The sequence below is a fragment of the Arthrobacter sp. zg-Y1116 genome, assembly GCF_024385485.1.
Classification (GTDB): domain Bacteria; phylum Actinomycetota; class Actinomycetes; order Actinomycetales; family Micrococcaceae; genus Arthrobacter_B.
The window spans coordinates 886469-903049 of the sequence record NZ_JANFLR010000002.1 but is presented as its reverse complement, the minus strand read 5'-3'; the positions used below and the strand labels follow the sequence as shown (position 1 = coordinate 903049).

The window sequence follows — 16581 nt, the reverse complement described above, 5'->3', positions numbered from 1 at the left end:
TAACCCCCGTGCATCTGAAGACCCTGACCATGCGAGGATTCAAGTCCTTTGCATCGGCCACCACCTTTGAGTTCGAACCCGGTGTGACGGCGGTGGTTGGCCCCAACGGGTCCGGGAAGTCCAATGTGGTGGATGCCCTGGCATGGGTGATGGGCGAACAGGGCGCCAAAACCCTGCGCGGCGGAAAGATGGAAGACGTGATCTTCGCGGGTACGTCCGGCGCTTCCGGCCGTGCACCGCTGGGCAGGGCCCAGGTATCGCTGACCATCGACAACGCCGACGGCGCCCTGCCGATCGAATACTCCGAAGTCACCATTTCGCGCACGCTCTTCCGCACCGGCGGATCCGAGTACGCCATCAACGGCAGCCCCTGCCGCCTGCTCGACATCCAGGAACTGCTCTCGGACTCCGGCCTGGGCCGTGAGATGCATGTCATAGTCGGGCAGGGCCAGCTGGACAAGGTGCTGCACGCTTCAGCGGAGGAACGCCGGGGCTTTATCGAGGAAGCCGCCGGCATCCTCAAGCACCGGCGGCGCAAGGAAAAAACCCTGCGCAAGCTGGACGCCATGGCCGCGAACCTCGCCCGCGTCACCGACCTCACTGCCGAACTGCGGCGCCAGCTCGGCCCGCTGGGCAAGCAGGCCGCCGTCGCCCGCCGGGCCAAGACGGTGCAGCAGGATGTCCGGGACGCCCGTTCACGGCTGCTGGCCGATGACCTGGCCACCCTGAAGGCTGCCTACGAGAAGGACGCCGCGGATGAATCGGCCCTGAAGGCACGCCGCACGGTAGTGGAGGCTGCGGTGGAAGAGGGCCGGAAGCGGCAGGCCGAACTCGAGGCCCTGGCTGCGCAGGCCGCACCGAAGCTCAACGCCGCACGGGACACCTGGTACGAACTGTCCTCCCTGCAGGAACGGTTCCGTTCCCTTGCCGCGCTCGCGGCCGAACGTGCCCGGCTGCTGGGGGCAGCGGAACCGGCGGCCGGCAGCGGCCGGGACCCGGAACAGCTGCAGGCCTCCGCGGACCGGGTCCGCGCTGAAGCCGCGGCCTTGGACACCGAAATCGAGGACCGGCGGGCACGGCTGGAGGACGCCGTGGAGATCCGCGAGGCGGCCGAAGAGGAAGCGGCTGCGGAGGAAAAGCGGTATGCCGGGTTGCTCCGGGCCGCCGCGGACCGGCGCGAGGGCATGGCCCGGCTGACCGGCTCGGTGGAAGCCGCCCGTTCGAGGGTGGCCTCGGCACAGTCCGAAGCGGGCCGGCTGCGGGCCTCGATCACCGCTGCCGAGGAACGCCGTACCCGCGCCCGCGAAGAGTTCGAGCAGCTGGAAGGGTCCGCTGCCGGAGCCGAGGCAGGCGAAGCGGACCTGGACGCCGAGTATGAAGAAGCGCAGGCAGCCCTCGAAGCGGCCGAGCAGGAACTCCGGCAGCTGCAGCAGGCCGAGCGGGAAGCAGTCCGCGAAACCGAGAACCTCGCCGCCCGCCGTGAGGCCCTCGCCGTCGGCCTGGACCGGCGCGACGGCAGCGCCTCCCTGCGCGGGGCCGGGGTGGACGGCGTGCTGGAACCGCTGGCGGAATTGGTCAGCGTCAAGCCGGGCTGTGAACGGACAGTGGCGGCAGCATTGGGATCCGCAGCGGACGCCCTGGCCGCCGCGGACCTCGACGCCGCAGCCCGGGCCCTGCAGCACCTGAAGGACACGGGGGAGGGGCAGGTGGAACTGCTGCTGGGCGGGGCACCGGCCCGGGCCGCTGAGCTGCCCGCGGACCTTCCGGCCGGCGCGGTGCCCGTGCTGTCCCTGCTGAGCGCCGATGCCAAGGTGCAGGAAGCCCTGTACGCACTGCTGGGCAACGCCGTGGCAGTCCCCGACCTGGCCTCGGCCGTGAGCCTGGTGGCCGCCTCGCCCGGTGCCGTCGCGGTGACGCCCGACGGAGATGTGCTGAGCGCCTTCAGCGCCCGGGGCGGGTCCGCCTCGGCCCCGGGGCTGCTGGAAATCTCCGCCGCGGTGGAGGAAACGGATGCCCGCCTGGCAGCGGCACGCGCCCGGGCGGAGGAAGCCGGTGCCGGCATCGGCGCAGCGGCCGCGCGGGTCGAGGCGTGCCGGCTGCGGGCGGACACGGCGCTCGCGGCCCTGCACGAGTCCGATGCTCGGCTGGCTGCGGTAGCTGAACGGCTCGGCACTCTGGGTTCCGCCCTGCGCGCCGCCTCGGGGGAGGCCGAGCGGCTCTCGTCCCTGGTGGCGGCGGCAGAAGCCAACGTGGTGGCGGAAGAAGCGAAACTGGCGGCCGTGTCCGAGCGCCTCGCCGCAGCCGGCGAGGAACACCTGCCCGACGAGGAACCGTCTGCGGACCGGCGGGATGCTTTGGCGCTCGCCGCTGCGTCCGCACGGCAGGCGGAAATGGATGCCCGGCTGGGCCTGCGCTCGGCCGAAGAACAGCTCAAGGCCGTAGCCGGCCGCGCGGAGTCACTGGAACGCGCTGCCCTGGCCGAACGCCGGGCCCGGGCTGCCGCGGCGGAACGGGCCCGACGCCGTGCCGGACAGCATGCCCGCGCGGTTGCCGTGGGCGCGGCGGCAGAAGCCGTGCTGGCACACCTGCAGGTTTCCCTGGCACTGGCAGCCGAGGAACGCAGCCGTGCGGAGGAAGCCCGGACCGCACAGGAAGCCGAACTGTCCGCCGTCCGCAGCGCCAACAACGACGCCGCTGCGGAACTGGCACGGCTCACGGACTCCGTCCACCGCGACGAGCTGGTCCGTGCACAGCAGCGGCTGCGCATCGAGACCCTCGAAGCCCGCGCCCTCGAGGAGCTGGGCATGACCGCCGAGCATCTGGTGGCGAACTTCGGGCCGGACCAGCCGGTTCCGGTGCCCGCCGAGCCGGTCAGCGGCGACAAGTGGGCGGCACTGCGCACGCCCGTGGACGAGGACGGCAATCCGCTCCTGGACGGCATCCCGTATGTCCGGGCGGAGCAGGAGAAGCGGCTGAAGCGCGCCGAGCGGGACCTGGCGGCGCTCGGAAAGGTCAACCCCCTGGCGCTGGAGGAATTTGCCGCCCTGGAGGAACGCCACCAGTTCCTGTCCACGCAGCTGGAAGACCTCAAAGCCACCCGGAAGGACCTGCTGGACATCATTGCCGACGTCGACCGCCGCGTGGAAGAGGTCTTCACCGCCGCGTACCGGGACACTGCCGAGCAGTTCAAGCATGTCTTCGGCACGCTGTTCCCGGGCGGGGAGGGACGGCTGGTGCTGACCGATCCGGACAACATGCTGACCACCGGAATCGAGGTCCATGCCCGGCCGGCCGGCAAGAAGATCAAGCGGCTTTCCCTGCTCTCCGGCGGGGAACGCTCACTGACGGCCGTGGCGCTGCTGGTGGCCATCTTCAAGGCCCGGCCCTCGCCGTTCTACGTGATGGACGAGGTGGAGGCCGCGCTGGATGACACGAACCTCGGCCGGCTGCTCACCATCTTCGAGGAACTGCGGGAGTCCAGCCAGCTGATCGTCATCACCCACCAGAAGCGCACCATGGAAGTGGCGGACGCGCTCTACGGCGTGACCATGCGCGGCGACGGGGTTTCCACCGTCATCAGCCAGCGGATCGAGCGCGGGACGGAGCCCGGAGCCGTCCGGAGCTAGGACGCGTAACGGCTCACGAAGTTGCGCAGCACCCGCGGCGGCACGTGCACGGCCGATCCGCGGACGGCGTCCATCACCGTCTCCGCCTCATCCGGCTCAAAGTAGCCGGCATGCCGGTACACGGAGATCCGCGTCAGCAGCCCGGCCACGTCCAGCTCCGGATGGAACTGCGTGGCGTACAGGTTGGACTTCACCCGGAACATCTGCACCGGGCAGGTTGCCGAACCGGCAAGGTTCACCGCATGGGCCGGCAGCTCGGCGACGGCCTCCTTATGCCCCACGTACGCGGCGAAGGTATCCGGTACGCCTTCCAACAGCGGGTCGCGTCGGCCTTCGGGCGTCAGCCGGACCTCGACCGGGCCCACCGGCTCGCCGTACCGGCGGTCCACGGTTGCGCCCTGGTGCCGGCCCAGCGTGCCCACTCCGTAGCAGGCGCCGAAGAACGGGAAGTCGCGGGCCACGACGTCGTCCAGCAGCTCGGCCATCTCCGACTCCACCCGCAGCTGGACCGGGGACTTGGACTCCTCGGGATCGCTCGAGTTGAACGGGCCGCCGCCCACAATCACGCCGCTGTAGGAATCCAGGTCCACCGGCGGCAGCGGGCCGGCTTCGAGACGGACCCGGTGCAGCTGCCCCTCGTCGAGCCCGCCGAAGCGCAGGAAAGAGGCGTACTCCTCGTCGGCGGCGTCATCTTCGGCGCGGGTGGCCAGGAGCAGGAAAGGCTTCATTCCTCGATGGTAGTGGGGGCCGGGGCCGCTTTCCTGGCAGGCAGGGTCTCCCGCGCCGTCAGCCAGGCGATGAAGCCCATGGCGGCAATGGCACCGGTAACGCCGAACGCCCAGGAGTAGCCCAGCGAGTCGGCGAGCATGCCGGCGAGGATGGGACCGGCAATGGCACCGGTGTCGCTGGCCATCTGGAAGGTGGCCAGCACCTTTCCGCCGCTGCGCCCGTTGCCGATGATGTCGCCCACGGCGGCCTGCTGTGCGGGATTGAGCAGGCCGGTGCCCATGCCGGCGATGACGGAGATGATCAGGAACTCCGGCACGCTGGAGCTGAAGCCCATCAACGCGGTGGCTGCGGCGTTGACGGCCAGTCCGATAAGGGCCAGGGGCTTGCGGCCCCAGCTGTCGGCCAGCCGGCCGGAGAACGTCAGGACGACGGCGGTACCCACAGCGAAGGCGGTCAGGGAAATGCCCGCCACCTCCGGTCCGGCGGACAGCGCCGCGGCAGCGAACAGCGGAACCAGGGCATTCCGCACACCGAACGAGGACCAGCCGTTGGCGAAGGAGGAAACCAGCGCCGCACGGTACGTCGGATCCCGCAGCGCCTCCGCGACGGTCAGTACGGGCAGTGCGGCGGGCTTGGTGTCGTCGGGCCCGGCGACCGGCCGGGAGTCCTTCAGCCGGAGGAAGACGACGCCGGCGGCCAGCACCAGCGCGGCGGCATAGACAAGGAACGGAACGCGCAGTCCGAATCCGGCCAGCAGGCCGCCGAGCAGCGGTCCGCCGATATTGCCCAGCAGGAACGAGGAGGCATAGGCGCTGGAAACCCTGCCGCGGATCTCCGGAGGTGCAAGCCGGATGATGAGCGCCATGGCCGAGATCGTGAACATGGTCGAACCAATGCCGCCCAGGCCGCGGAAGACCAGGAGCTGCCAGTAGCTCTGGGCAAAGGCGCATGCGGCGGTGGACAGGGCCACGATCAGCAGGCCGGCAATGTAGACCGGGCGCTCGCCGAGCTTTTCCAGCAGCATGCCGCCGGCCGGGGCAAACACCAGCCGGGTGAACGCGAACGCGCTGACAATGACGGCGGAAGCGGTCACGCCGACGTCGAAACTCTGCGCGAACTGCGGTAACACCGGCGCCACCAGGCCAAAGCCAAGGGCGATGACGAAGGCGGCCGCGATGAGGACCTGGATTTCCTGCGGGATTCGGATTCTGGAAGAGCGCACCATGATAAGGCGATTCTCTCAGATCCCAGGGGAGGGGATGAGCAGCATGTGAGAAGCTTGGGAGCGTGAATGAGACCCTTTCGATAGTGATCTATGTCCTTGTTGCGATCGCCGTTGTCGGCTTCTCCGCGACACTGCTGGTACGGACCCGGCGTACACCCAAGAGCATGTACCCCACCCGCCGGGACGCCAACGATCCGGTCACGGGAACCGGCGGCGGCACCGACACCCTGGAGGCACCGCCGGGGGAGACCGACGTCGTCGTCCCGGATGACCTGCGCGACCTGGAGGAAGCCCCTGCCCCGCAGGCGCCGACCATCGAAACGCCCGAACCGGTGCAGGGCCGCCTGGCCCGGCTGCGGGCACGGCTGGCGAAATCCAACAACGCGCTGGGCAAGGCGCTGCTGGCACTGCTGTCCCGGGACACGATCGATGAAGACGTCTGGGACGAGATCGAGGAAACCCTCCTCCTTGCCGACCTGGGCACCGAACCCACCATGGAACTCGTGGACGCGCTGCGTCAGCGGGTCAAGGTCTCCGGCAGCCAGGATCCGCAGGAAGTCCACGCGATGCTGCGCGAGGAACTGATCAAGCTGGTGGATCCGTCCATGGACCGTTCCCTGGCAGTGACCCGCCACGCCGAGACCCCCGCCGTCGTTATGGTCGTGGGCGTCAACGGCGTCGGCAAGACCACCACCGTGGGCAAGCTGGCCCGCGTACTCGTCGCCGAAGACAAGGACGTGCTGCTGGGCGCTGCCGACACCTTCCGTGCCGCCGCCGCCGAACAGCTGGCCACCTGGGGACAGCGCGTAGGCGTGCCCACCGTGCGCTCCGAGATCGACGGCGCTGACCCCGCCTCCGTGGCGTTCGAAGCGGTCAAGGCCGGCATCGAGGGCGAAGTCGACGTGGTCCTGATTGACACCGCCGGACGGCTGCAGAACAAGGTCGGCCTGATGGACGAGCTCGGCAAGGTCAAGCGCGTCATCGAAAAGCAGGCCGCCGTGGACGAGGTCCTGCTGGTCCTGGATGCCACCACCGGCCAGAACGGACTGACCCAGGCGAAGGTTTTCGCCGAGGTCGTCAACATCTCCGGCATCGTCCTGACCAAGCTGGACGGCACCGCCAAGGGCGGCATCGTCGTCGCCATCCAGCGGACCCTGGGCGTGCCCGTGAAGCTCGTGGGACTGGGCGAAGGTGCCGACGACCTGGCACCGTTCGAAGCGGAGAGCTTCGTGGACGCACTGCTGAGCTAGGCAGCCTCCCGAACCCAAAGCCCCGTTTCCCGCAAGGGAGGCGGGGCTTTTGCGTGTCCGGAAACGTTTCCGAAATGTCGTTGTCACGATCCTTTTACCTCAGCGCCCGGTTTGTAACCTCCCGGCAACACCTCCGGGTCCGGACGGAAATCTGGCCCCGGCAGAGTTCGTTGTGCGGGAGATGCCCGCCATATGTGAAGGGACGTGAAGATGGATCTGTCAGCAGGTCACGTCTGGGTAATGGTTTCGGCGGCGCTTGTGCTGCTCATGACGCCGGGTGTGGCATTTTTCTACGGCGGCATGACCCGCGCCAAGGCCGCGTTGAACATGATGATGATGAGCTTCGTCTCGATCGGACTCATCGGCGTGGTCTGGATCCTCTGGGGCTTCTCCATGACCGGCGGGGACGGTATCGCCGGGCTGTTCGGCAACCCCTTCACCTCCTTCGGGCTGAAAGACATCCTCGGCTCCGAGGACCTCATCAGCGCCGGCTACGGGGCCACGTTCGCCATTATCACCGTTGCCCTGATCAGCGGCGCGGTGGCCGACCGGACCAAGTTCGGCGCCTGGGCGGTGTTCGTACCGGTCTGGGTGACCCTGGTCTACTGCCCGCTGGCGTTCATGGTCTGGGGCGGCGGACTCCTCGGTGCCGAAGGGGCCGTGGGTTCGGTGGTCGGTGAAGCCATCGACTTCGCCGGCGGCACCGTGGTCCATATCAACGCAGGCGTGGCCGGACTGGTCCTGGCCCTGATCCTCGGCAAGCGGAAGGGCTTCGGGAAGGACCCCAACCAGCGTCCGCACAACATCCCGTTCGTGATGCTCGGTGCCACGCTGCTCTGGTTCGGGTGGTTCGGCTTCAACGGCGGCGCCGCGGGCACTGCCGAGGAAGCGGGACTGATCTGGATCAACACCCTCGCCGCTCCGGCCGCAGCGATGCTCGGCTGGCTGCTGACCGAACGGCTGCGCGACGGCCGCGCGACGTCGCTCGGAGCCGCCTCCGGCGTCGTGGCAGGACTCGTGGCCATCACCCCGGCCTGCGCCAACGTCAGCCCGCTCGCTGCGGTGGGGCTCGGCCTGGTCTCCGGTGCCCTGTCCGCCCTCGCCGTCGGACTCAAATACCGGTTCGGCTATGACGACTCACTCGACGTCGTCGGCGTGCACCTCGTCGCCGGCCTTGCGGGCACCCTGGCCCTGGGCTTCATTGCCCTGCCGGTCGACGGCGCGGGCGGGGGCCTGTTCTACGGCGGAGGTTTGGGCCAGCTCGGCGCCCAGGCAGCAGCCGCGGCAGTGGCCATTGTCTTCTCCGGCGTCCTGACGCTGATTATCGGGCTGGCGATCCACAAGACCATGGGCTTCCGGATCTCGGAGGAGGACGAAATCAACGGCGTGGACCTGAGCGAACATGCCGAAACCGCCTACGAATTCGGCGGACTCGGCACCGGCGGCTCCTTCAGCCCCTTCCAGGACACGGCACGTGCCACCACAACCAAGGAGACGGTCAACTCATGAAACTCGTAACCGCTATTGTCCGGCCGGAAAAGCTTGACGCCGTCCGGGGAAGCCTGGAGAGCTACGGGGTCCAGGGCCTGACCGTAAGCTCCGCCAACGGGTACGGCCGCCAGCGCGGCCACACCGAGGTCTACCGCGGCGCCGAATACACCGTGGATCTGCTGCCCAAGGTCCGGGTGGAGATCCTGGTGGCCAATGACTGGGTCAACGACATTGTGGATGTCCTGGTTTCCACGGCCAACACGGGCCAGGCCGGCGACGGCAAGGTCTGGGTGGTGAACGTGGAGGAAGCCCTTCGGGTCCGGACGGGGGAGCGGGGGGACTCGGCGCTCTAACGCCCCGGCGCGAAAGGAACTTACCGCCCGGCTGGTGCTCCAGCCGGGCGGTCCGGCGATCCGGCGAAGCCATCCGCCAGGGCAGGAGGGGCGAATAGCGGGAGCGGCTTGGTACCCTTAACAGCTGGGCCTGCCAAACATGGCGAAGAACTGACGAAAGAAGTGCGCGGCACGTGTTCAATTCACTGTCTGACCGGTTGACTTCAACCTTCAAGAATCTCCGCGGCAAGGGCCGGCTCACCGAGGCCGACGTCGATGCCACCGTTCGCGAGATCCGCCGCGCCCTGCTGGACGCCGACGTCGCCGTTCCGGTGGTGCGCGCCTTCACCGCTTCCGTCAAGGAACGCGCCCTCGGCCTGGAGGTTTCGCAGGCGCTGAACCCGGGCCAGCAGGTCGTCAAGATCGTCAACGAGGAGCTCAAGGGCATCCTCGGCGGCGAGACCCGCCGGCTGCGCCTGGCGAAGAACCCGCCCACGGTCATCATGCTCGCGGGCCTGCAGGGTGCCGGTAAGACCACCCTCGCCGGCAAACTCTCCAAGCACCTGAAGTCCCAGGGCCACAGCCCGCTGCTGGTCGCAGCGGACCTGCAGCGCCCCAACGCCGTCCGCCAGCTGCAGGTCAACGGCGAACGCGCCGGCGTCCCCGTCTACGCACCGCACCCCGGCGTTTCCTCCGAGTTCGAGGCAGCCACCGGCGATCCGGTCGCCGTCGCCCGCCAGGGCATCGAGGAAGCACGCACCAAGCTTTACGACGTCGTCATTGTCGATACCGCCGGCCGCCTGGGCGTGGATGCCGAACTGATGCAGCAGGCCGCGGACATCCGCGCCGCGATCAACCCGGACGAAGTCCTGTTCGTCATTGATGCCATGATCGGCCAGGACGCCGTGAACACGGCGCAGGCCTTCAACGAGGGCGTCAACTTCACCGGCGTGGTCCTCACCAAGCTCGACGGTGATGCCCGCGGCGGTGCCGCACTGTCCGTGGCGTCGGTGACCGGCAAGCCCATCATGTTCGCCTCCACCGGCGAGGGCCTGACCGACTTCGAGGTCTTCCACCCGGACCGCATGGCCAGCCGCATCCTGGACCTCGGCGACGTCCTGACCCTGATCGAGCAGGCCGAGCAGAGCTGGGACAAGGACGAAGCCAACCGGATGGCGAAGAAGTTCGCCGACCAGGAAGACTTCACCCTCGACGACTTCCTCGCCCAGATGCAGCAGATCCGCAAGATGGGCTCCATGAAGAAGATGCTCATGATGATGCCCGGCGCCGCCGGCATGCGTGAGCAGCTGGAGAACTTCGACGAACGCGAAATCGACCGGGTGGAAGCGATTGTCCGCTCCATGACCCCGCACGAGCGGGTAGCACCCAAGATCATCAACGGATCCCGGCGCGCCCGCATCGCCCGCGGTTCCGGCGTCCACGTCTCCGAGGTCAACGGCCTGCTCGAGCGTTTCGTGCAGGCACAGAAGATGATGAAGAAGATGGCTGCCGGCGGCGGCATTCCGGGCATGCCCGGCATGGCAGGACCCGGCGGGTTCGGCGGTGCGCGCAAGAAGCAGCAGGCAGCCAAGGGCAAGAAGAAGGCCAAGTCGGGCAACCCGGCCAAGGCCGCCCAGGAACGGGCAGAGGCGGAGGCCCGGCGTGCCGGAGCCCGGCAGGCCCTGCCCACCGGCAGTGCGTTCGGCGGCCAGGAGGCGGACTTCGACCCGTCCTCGCTGAACCTGCCCAAGGGCTTCGACAAGTTCCTCGGTAAGTAGGGTCTGCACCGCACCCCCGCACAACGCCGGACTCGGAGTCCGGCGTTGTGTGTTTAATGGCGGATGCGCGCCTTCACGGCGCAGCGCCGAAGTTCGGCAGCAGAGGAAGGGACCAGCATGGCGGCACAGGGGCTGAGCGGCTTTTACGGGTCGGTCTTCCGACGCAGCATCACCGTACGGGTCCTGATCCGCACCAGCGACGGCCGCGTGCTGATGCTGCGTAACGGCAACGCCTGGGAGCTGCCGGGAGGAGTGGTGAAGGGCGGGGAGGATCCACGCTCCGCCGCCCGCCGCATTGCCCGTGCAACCCTGGATCCCGAGTTCAATGTCGGCCGCGTGCTGGTGCTGGACTGCGTGCAGGGCACCCAGGGACAGGCGGACTCGATCGATTTCCTGTTCGACGGCGGCACGCTGTCCACGTCCGTGACGTCCTTTACCGGAGCAGGCGGGGAGTGGGAGGCCGGCTTCATTCCCCTGGCGGATTGCGGTTCGGGACTGGACGAGGGGCATGGCGGGGAGTGGGGAGCCGCGCTGGAAGCACTGGAACTGGGCACCATGGTGGAACTCGTGAACGGTGAACCTGTTTCCGCGGGGCCGGTCGCCGCGCCGGCGCTCCGCCGGATGATGCCGCCGCTGGAGGGCTTCACCGGAATTCTTGGACATTAGGAGTGGGTTTGCCTCGGGAACGAGTGGTGTTTGTGCACGGCGCCGGCAGTTTCGGCGCGGCCGCCTGGCCCCGGCAGCACGGGCTTGCCCTCGACTATGACTGCCTGTTCCTTCGGCGCCACGGCTATGACGCCGTCGCCGATCCGCTGCCTCCGGACCTGGAAGCGGATATCGCCCTGATCCGGGAGGAACTGGCCGGCGGAGGGCACCTGGTGGCGCATGCGGCCGGTGCGGTTCCGGCCATGCTGGCGGCACTCCGCGATCCGGCTCGGGTCTTTTCCCTGGTCCTGTGTGAGCCTGCGGTCTTCTCCCTGACCCGCGACCTGCCGGCCACGACGGCTCACCGCAACCTGCTGCAGCCCCTCTTTGACGACGCTCCGCTGGACATTGTCCCGGGTGTCCCCACGCTGGTCCTTACCGGCGGATGGGAACCGCTGTATGAAGAGGTGGCGGATTTCCTGGTCTCGACGGGAGCCGAGCACCGGCAGGTCGGCGGGAACCACCGCCCGCAGGACACGGATGCCGGGCGGCAGGCGATCCGGGAGTTCCTGGCCTCTGTCAGCCGGATGCCGGCCAACTGATGGGCGGACCGTCCATCCGGAGCGCGGGCCCCGAAGATCTTCCCGTCCTGCCCGCGTTGGAGCAAGCATCCGACACGTTGCTGGACGGGATGCTGCCCGCAGGCCCCGGGGAGCTGCCGCCGCCGGCCACCGTTCCGGAGCTCGCAGCTTCCCTCCACATTCTGGTTGCGGGCAATCCGCCCGTCGGATTCGCCCGCCTGGAGGAGGTTGACGGACAGGCCCACCTGGAGCAGCTTTCGGTACACCCAGACGCCGCCGGAGCCGGAGTGGGCCGGGCGCTGGTGAAGGCTGCCCTCGGATGGGCGCGGCAGCGGGGCTACACCTCGATGACGCTGTGCACCTTTGCCGAGGTGCCGTTCAACGCCCCGTTCTACGCCAGCTGCGGCTTCGAGATCGTGACCCATCCCGTCGGCGGGCTTGCCGCACTCCGGACCCACGAAAGGCAGCTCGGCCTGGATGCCCTGGGGGAGCGGGTCGCCCTGCGCCGGGACCTGCTCAAGCGGCAGGGCCCGGCGTCCCGGCCGCCGTCGTCGTCCGGGACACCCTAGGCGAAGGATTCGGCCAGCCCCAGGGGCAGCTTTGCCCGCCAGTACTGCCGTGCCAGCAGCACCCCGAGGACCATGGGCACGGCGCCGATGGCCAGGAGGATCACCATAGCAGCGGGATCGACGTAGGGCAGGAAGGCAAACGAGACGCCGATGAACGCTCCTCCGAATGCTCCGAGCCACAGGTCGAAGCGCCAGCGGAAGGTGAGCCAGCGCCAGATTCCCCGCTGGGGCTCATCCAGCCGGAGGTTATCGGCGGCGGACAGCGCCAGATAGTGCTGTTTCTTGAGGTGGGAGACGAAAAGGACACCTGCGATTGCCGCCGCGAGGCCGCCGTAGAGCACCAGGTTGACCCAGACCTGGCCTCTCGCCGTGTCGCTGACGGTCTGCGGCCAGCCGCCCCCGAGGGAGAGCAGAACGGGAACGGGAATGAGGACGATCCAGAAGGCCAGCGCCGCACCCAGCCACGCCAGATGGGCCCGTGGGGAGAGATAGGTGTTGACGGAGACGACCGTTCCGCCCTCCAGGCCTTTGGGGGTCGTCGTGCTCACTTGGCCGCGCAGGACCCGTCCGGTGAAGATGAAGCACATCGCGAGCAGGAACAGAACCCCGGGGACGGAGGAAAGGACGGCGAGTTCGTCGATCTCGGAAGAGGAGAGGGGGAGGAGCCCTTCCGGAACCGGGACGTCATCATCCCACGACGACGGATTGTAGGTATTGGAGAAGACGAACAGGTTCAAGGCCACCATGGCCACGCCGAGCACCGCCAACACGACGCCGATGCCGGTGACGACCCCCAGCACTCTGCGCTTTGTTCTTCCGCCGGACGGTTTCCTGCTTCCGCCGGACGGTTTCCGCTTTCGTTGGACCGTTGACTGGCTCATCCCCGTTCCAGCCCAATGTCGTAGTCGGCGAGTATCCGGTTGTGTCGCTTTGCACCCAGCATGCGGATTTCCCCAGTTGTATTTGTCCGCGGCCCATTGCCGAGCCGACCGTAACAGGCATCAAGGAACCGGACAATGGGCCCTTGCATTGTCACCGCCTTCGCCCTGGGCAGGAGACTTGGGATTAGATGAAGCTTCAAGTAAACTCATTGCATGAACCTTCAAGTAAATGACCTGCTGCCCGCCGATCTCGCCATGGGCACGGTCATGCTCAAGGTGGGCGACCTCGCAAAGGTCTCCGCCTACTACCGCGGTGCCCTCGGCCTGGAGGTAGTGGCGGAGGCTGACGGCGGCCAGTATCTGGGGCGGGGAAGCGTCCCGGTGGTGCATCTGGCGCCGGCGCCCGGATTGCAGGTGGCCACCCGCGGCGAGGCAGGACTGTTCCACACCGCCGTCCTCTTCGAAACCCAGGCCGACCTTGCTGCCACCGTTGCCTCCGCGGCCCGGTATGACCCGTCGGCCTTTGCCGGTTCCGCGGACCACCTCGTCAGCGAGGCGTTCTACTTCACCGATCCTGAAGGCAACGGCATCGAGCTCTACTATGACAAGCCGCGCGAAACCTGGGGCTGGGATCGGACGGAGACCGGCAGGGAAGTGCGGATGGCGTCATTGCCGCTGTCTGCTCAGGCCTACTTCCGCGAGCACCTCACCGAAGCGGCACTGGATGGACTCCAGGCCGCCGATGCCGCCGTCGGGCACGTTCACCTGCAGGTAGGCGACACGGAAACCGCTGCCGCGTTCTACATCGATACACTCGGCTTTGAGCGGACCGCCGGTTTCCACGGGCAGGCACTCTTTGTCTCCGCCGGCGGCTACCACCACCACATGGCGATGAACGTCTGGAACAGCCGCGGCGCCGGACCGCGCCGCGACACGCTGGGCCTGGGCGAGGTACTGATTACCGTTCCAACCGCCGACGACGTCGCCGGGCTTGCGGACCGCCTTCGGGTTGCCGGAATTTCCAGCCACTCCACCGGGGCCGAGCTGCGTTTCGAGGACCCGTGGCGGAACCGGCTGCGTGTTGCCGCCGGCTGAAAATCCGCCGATATCCGCCGCGGCCGTGCGAGTCGCAAAAGATGAAGTCATCTGGCACAATGGTCTGGTACTCGATCTGCGCGGGCCCTCTCTCCGTGCATGCATCTTGTCCTTTTGAACCCCAACGTTATGGCCCGCCCCACGGGAGCAGAAGTACGGGTTCGCCCATTTCAGATCAGGAGTGACCACAAAAGTGGCCGTAAAGATTCGCCTTAAGCGCCTTGGCAAGAAGTTCTCAGCACACTACCGCGTTGTTGTCATGGATTCCCGTGCCAAGCGCGATGGCCGTGCCATCGAAGAAATCGGACTTTACCGTCCGACCGAAGAGCCGTCGTACATCGACATCAAGTCGGACCGTGCGCAGTACTGGCTCGGCGTCGGCGCCCAGCCCACCGAGCAGGTCGCAGCACTGCTGAAGATCACCGGTGACTGGCAGAAGTTCAAGAACATCGACGGCCAGGAAGGTACCCTGCGTACCAAGGCCCCGAAGGAACCCTTCGTGGTTCCCGAAAAGAAGTCCGTGATTGTCCCCGAGGCCATCACCCCGAAGGCCAAGAAGGAAGAGGCCCCCGAGGCCTCCACCGAGGCTGAGGCAGAGTAACTTGCTCGCTGAAGCGCTGGAGCACCTCGTGCGCGGAATCGTTGACAGTCCTGAGGACGTCAAGGTTTCCGCCAAGAGCAACCGCCGTGGGGAAACCCTCGAGGTTCGGGTTCACCAGGACGACCTCGGCCGGGTCATCGGGAGGCAGGGACGGACCGCACGCGCACTGCGCACGGTCATCGCAGCCCTTGCCGACGGTGAGCAGGTCCGAGTGGACGTAGTGGACACGGACCGGCGCCGCTGATCTGAAAATGATCACCGACGGCGCAGCGGAAGCGAACAGTTCTTCACTGCAGTACCGGAAGTAAAGCAGTACACAGGATCCGGCCCCGACACCAGATAATGGTGAAGGGGCCGGATTTTTTTCAGGCGCCGGCCAATCCAGGCGACGAAAACCCCATAGAGGAGAATCCATGCAGTTACAGGTGGCACGCATCGGCAAGCCGCACGGCATCCGCGGTGAAGTGACCGTCCAGGTGCTGACCGACGCACCCGAGGACCGCTTTGTCCCGGGCACCGAGCTCACCGTAGAGCCGGCCGCCAAGGGCCCGCTGACGGTGATCAGTGCGCGTTGGAACAAGGACATCCTGCTGCTGGGCTTCGAAGAAATCACGGACCGCAACGGCGCAGAGGAACTGCGCGGCGTGAAGCTGTTCATCGACACCGAAACGGTGGACGAGGACGACGACGACGAGGGCTGGTACGAGCACGAACTGGTGGGCCTGAAGGCACGGGTAGGCGACGACGTCGTCGGCACCGTCAGCGGCCTGCGCACCCTCACCGTCCAGGACCTGCTGGTGGTCGAGGACGGCCGCGGCGAGGAAATCCTCGTACCGTTCGTCGAGGCCATTGTCCCCGAAGTGAATATCGAAGACGGCTATGTCCTGCTCACTCCGCCGGAGGGGCTCTTCGAGCTGAATAAGCCCGAAGACAAAAAGGACGCAGCCCCGGCCGACACGAAGGAAGCCGGACAGTAAGTGCGCATCGACGTCGTCAGTATTTTCCCGGAGTACCTGGCAGCCCTTGAGCTGTCCCTGATCGGCAAGGCCCGGCAGGAAGGCCTGCTGGAGCTGGCCGTGCATGACCTGCGGGAGTTCACCACCGACCGGCACCGTACCGTGGATGACACCCCCTACGGCGGGGGAGCGGGCATGGTTATGAAGCCCGAGCCCTGGGCCGCCGCACTGGACGCGGTTGCGGGCGACGGCGACGAGCGGCCGGTCCTGATCGTCCCCTCGCCGGCCGGTGCAGTCTTCACGCAGGCCATGGCCTACGAGCTGGCCGAGGAGAAGCACCTCGTCTTCGCCTGCGGCCGCTACGAAGGAATCGACGAGCGGGTGCTGGAATGGGCCGGGGAACGCTTTGACGTCCGTCCCGTCAGCCTCGGAGACTACGTGCTCAACGGCGGGGAGGTCGCGGTGCTGGCCATGGTCGAGGCCGTAGGCAGGCTGGTGCCCGGCGTCGTCGGGAATCCCGAGTCCCTTGTCGAGGAATCCCATTCGGACGGGCTGCTGGAATACCCGGTCTACACCAAGCCCTCGGCCTGGCGCGATCGTGCCGTCCCGGAGGTCCTGCTCAGCGGCAACCACGGCAAGATCGCCCGGTTCCGGCGGGACGAACAGCTGAGGCGCACCGCGGCACGCCGGCCCGATCTGATCGAAAAGCTCGACGCCGCTTCGCTGGACAAGGCCGACCGGGCCACTTTGGCGGCGCTGGGCTACGAAATCCGTGACGGCAGGGTCTGCCCGCCCGCCTGACGGCAGCGCCGGATTGGTGCC

Annotated in this window: 16 protein-coding genes; 13 read left to right on the top strand and 3 right to left on the bottom strand. The window is 67.7% G+C overall.

Going from position 1 to position 16581, the window contains the following annotated elements; translation table 11 throughout:
* Window positions 1-8 precede the first annotated feature (8 nt).
* Window positions 9-3626, top strand: coding sequence for a chromosome segregation protein SMC (gene smc, locus NNX34_RS11015; protein WP_255766542.1), 3618 nt, complete (start codon window positions 9-11; stop codon window positions 3624-3626).
* Here smc and NNX34_RS11010 read toward each other — a convergent pair.
* Complete coding sequence (locus NNX34_RS11010; protein WP_255766540.1) at window positions 3623-4354, bottom strand: glutamine amidotransferase; 732 nt, start codon at window positions 4352-4354, stop codon at window positions 3623-3625. The two genes, smc and NNX34_RS11010, sit on opposite strands and share 4 nt — an antisense overlap.
* Window positions 4351-5577: an MFS transporter gene (locus NNX34_RS11005; protein ID WP_255766539.1), complete on the bottom strand. Its 1227-nt coding sequence runs from the start codon at window positions 5575-5577 to the stop codon at window positions 4351-4353. The genes NNX34_RS11010 and NNX34_RS11005 overlap by 4 nt, the downstream gene beginning before the upstream one ends.
* A 65-nt stretch (window positions 5578-5642) precedes the next feature.
* Between NNX34_RS11005 and ftsY the strand changes: the two genes are divergently transcribed.
* The 7 genes from ftsY to NNX34_RS10970 all read left to right on the top strand — a co-directional run bounded on the left by ftsY (window position 5643) and on the right by NNX34_RS10970 (window position 12226).
* Window positions 5643-6830 (top strand): signal recognition particle-docking protein FtsY, encoded by a 1188-nt coding sequence (gene ftsY / locus NNX34_RS11000; RefSeq protein ID WP_255766538.1) that lies wholly within the window; start codon window positions 5643-5645, stop codon window positions 6828-6830.
* A 210-nt stretch (window positions 6831-7040) separates the two neighbouring features.
* Entirely contained in the window at window positions 7041-8339 is a 1299-nt protein-coding gene (locus NNX34_RS10995; RefSeq protein ID WP_255766537.1) for an ammonium transporter, read from the top strand.
* On the top strand, window positions 8336-8674 hold the full coding sequence (locus tag NNX34_RS10990; protein WP_227923647.1) for a P-II family nitrogen regulator: 339 nt from the start codon (window positions 8336-8338) through the stop codon (window positions 8672-8674). The genes NNX34_RS10995 and NNX34_RS10990 overlap by 4 nt, the downstream gene beginning before the upstream one ends.
* Window positions 8675-8847: 173 nt before the next feature.
* A complete protein-coding gene (gene ffh / locus NNX34_RS10985; protein WP_229951593.1) occupies window positions 8848-10431 on the top strand; it encodes a signal recognition particle protein in 1584 nt (527 codons plus the stop codon).
* Window positions 10432-10548: 117 nt separating this feature from the next.
* Window positions 10549-11097 (top strand): NUDIX domain-containing protein, encoded by a 549-nt coding sequence (locus tag NNX34_RS10980; RefSeq protein WP_255766536.1) that lies wholly within the window; start codon window positions 10549-10551, stop codon window positions 11095-11097.
* Between the two features lie 8 nt (window positions 11098-11105).
* Window positions 11106-11678, top strand: a complete 573-nt coding sequence (locus NNX34_RS10975) for an alpha/beta fold hydrolase (RefSeq protein WP_255766534.1) — start codon at window positions 11106-11108, stop codon at window positions 11676-11678.
* A 56-nt stretch (window positions 11679-11734) separates the two neighbouring features.
* Window positions 11735-12226, top strand: coding sequence for a GNAT family N-acetyltransferase (locus tag NNX34_RS10970; RefSeq protein WP_255766532.1), 492 nt, complete (start codon window positions 11735-11737; stop codon window positions 12224-12226).
* Here the strand turns inward: NNX34_RS10970 and NNX34_RS10965 are convergent.
* A complete protein-coding gene (locus tag NNX34_RS10965) occupies window positions 12223-13026 on the bottom strand; it encodes a hypothetical protein (protein ID WP_255766531.1) in 804 nt (267 codons plus the stop codon). The genes NNX34_RS10970 and NNX34_RS10965 overlap by 4 nt on opposite strands.
* 294 nt (window positions 13027-13320) lie before the next feature.
* On the opposite strand from NNX34_RS10965, the gene NNX34_RS10960 reads away from it, so the two are divergent.
* The 5 genes from NNX34_RS10960 (at window position 13321) to trmD (ending at window position 16560) form a co-directional block, all read left to right on the top strand.
* Window positions 13321-14202 carry a VOC family protein gene (locus NNX34_RS10960; RefSeq protein ID WP_255766529.1) on the top strand — a complete coding sequence of 294 codons (882 nt, stop codon included), beginning with the start codon at window positions 13321-13323 and terminating at the stop codon, window positions 14200-14202.
* 193 nt (window positions 14203-14395) lie between these two features.
* Complete coding sequence (gene rpsP, locus NNX34_RS10955) at window positions 14396-14803, top strand: 30S ribosomal protein S16 (RefSeq protein WP_255766527.1); 408 nt, start codon at window positions 14396-14398, stop codon at window positions 14801-14803.
* A gap of 1 nt (window position 14804) precedes the next feature.
* On the top strand, window positions 14805-15047 hold the full coding sequence (locus NNX34_RS10950) for an RNA-binding protein (protein ID WP_255766526.1): 243 nt from the start codon (window positions 14805-14807) through the stop codon (window positions 15045-15047).
* 169 nt (window positions 15048-15216) lie between these two features.
* The gene (rimM, locus tag NNX34_RS10945; protein WP_255766524.1) at window positions 15217-15780 is read left to right on the top strand and encodes a ribosome maturation factor RimM; all 564 of its coding nucleotides are present in this window, start codon (window positions 15217-15219) and stop codon (window positions 15778-15780) included.
* Entirely contained in the window at window positions 15781-16560 is a 780-nt protein-coding gene (gene trmD, locus NNX34_RS10940; protein WP_255766523.1) for a tRNA (guanosine(37)-N1)-methyltransferase TrmD, read from the top strand.
* Window positions 16561-16581 lie beyond the last annotated feature (21 nt).

What these genes read in the sequence shown, in the direction of transcription:
- NNX34_RS10980 (WP_255766536.1), top strand. Translation starts at nt 10,549, where the DNA reads ATGGCGGCACAGGGGCTGAGCGGCTTTTACGGGTCGGTCTTCCGACGC.
- NNX34_RS10995 (WP_255766537.1), top strand. Translation starts at nt 7,041, where the DNA reads ATGGATCTGTCAGCAGGTCACGTCTGGGTAATGGTTTCGGCGGCGCTT.
- rimM (WP_255766524.1), top strand. Translation starts at nt 15,217, where the DNA reads ATGCAGTTACAGGTGGCACGCATCGGCAAGCCGCACGGCATCCGCGGT.
- NNX34_RS10990 (WP_227923647.1), top strand. Translation starts at nt 8,336, where the DNA reads ATGAAACTCGTAACCGCTATTGTCCGGCCGGAAAAGCTTGACGCCGTC.
- NNX34_RS10960 (WP_255766529.1), top strand. Translation starts at nt 13,321, where the DNA reads ATGAACCTTCAAGTAAATGACCTGCTGCCCGCCGATCTCGCCATGGGC.
- NNX34_RS11010 (WP_255766540.1), bottom strand. Translation starts at nt 4,354, where the DNA reads ATGAAGCCTTTCCTGCTCCTGGCCACCCGCGCCGAAGATGACGCCGCC.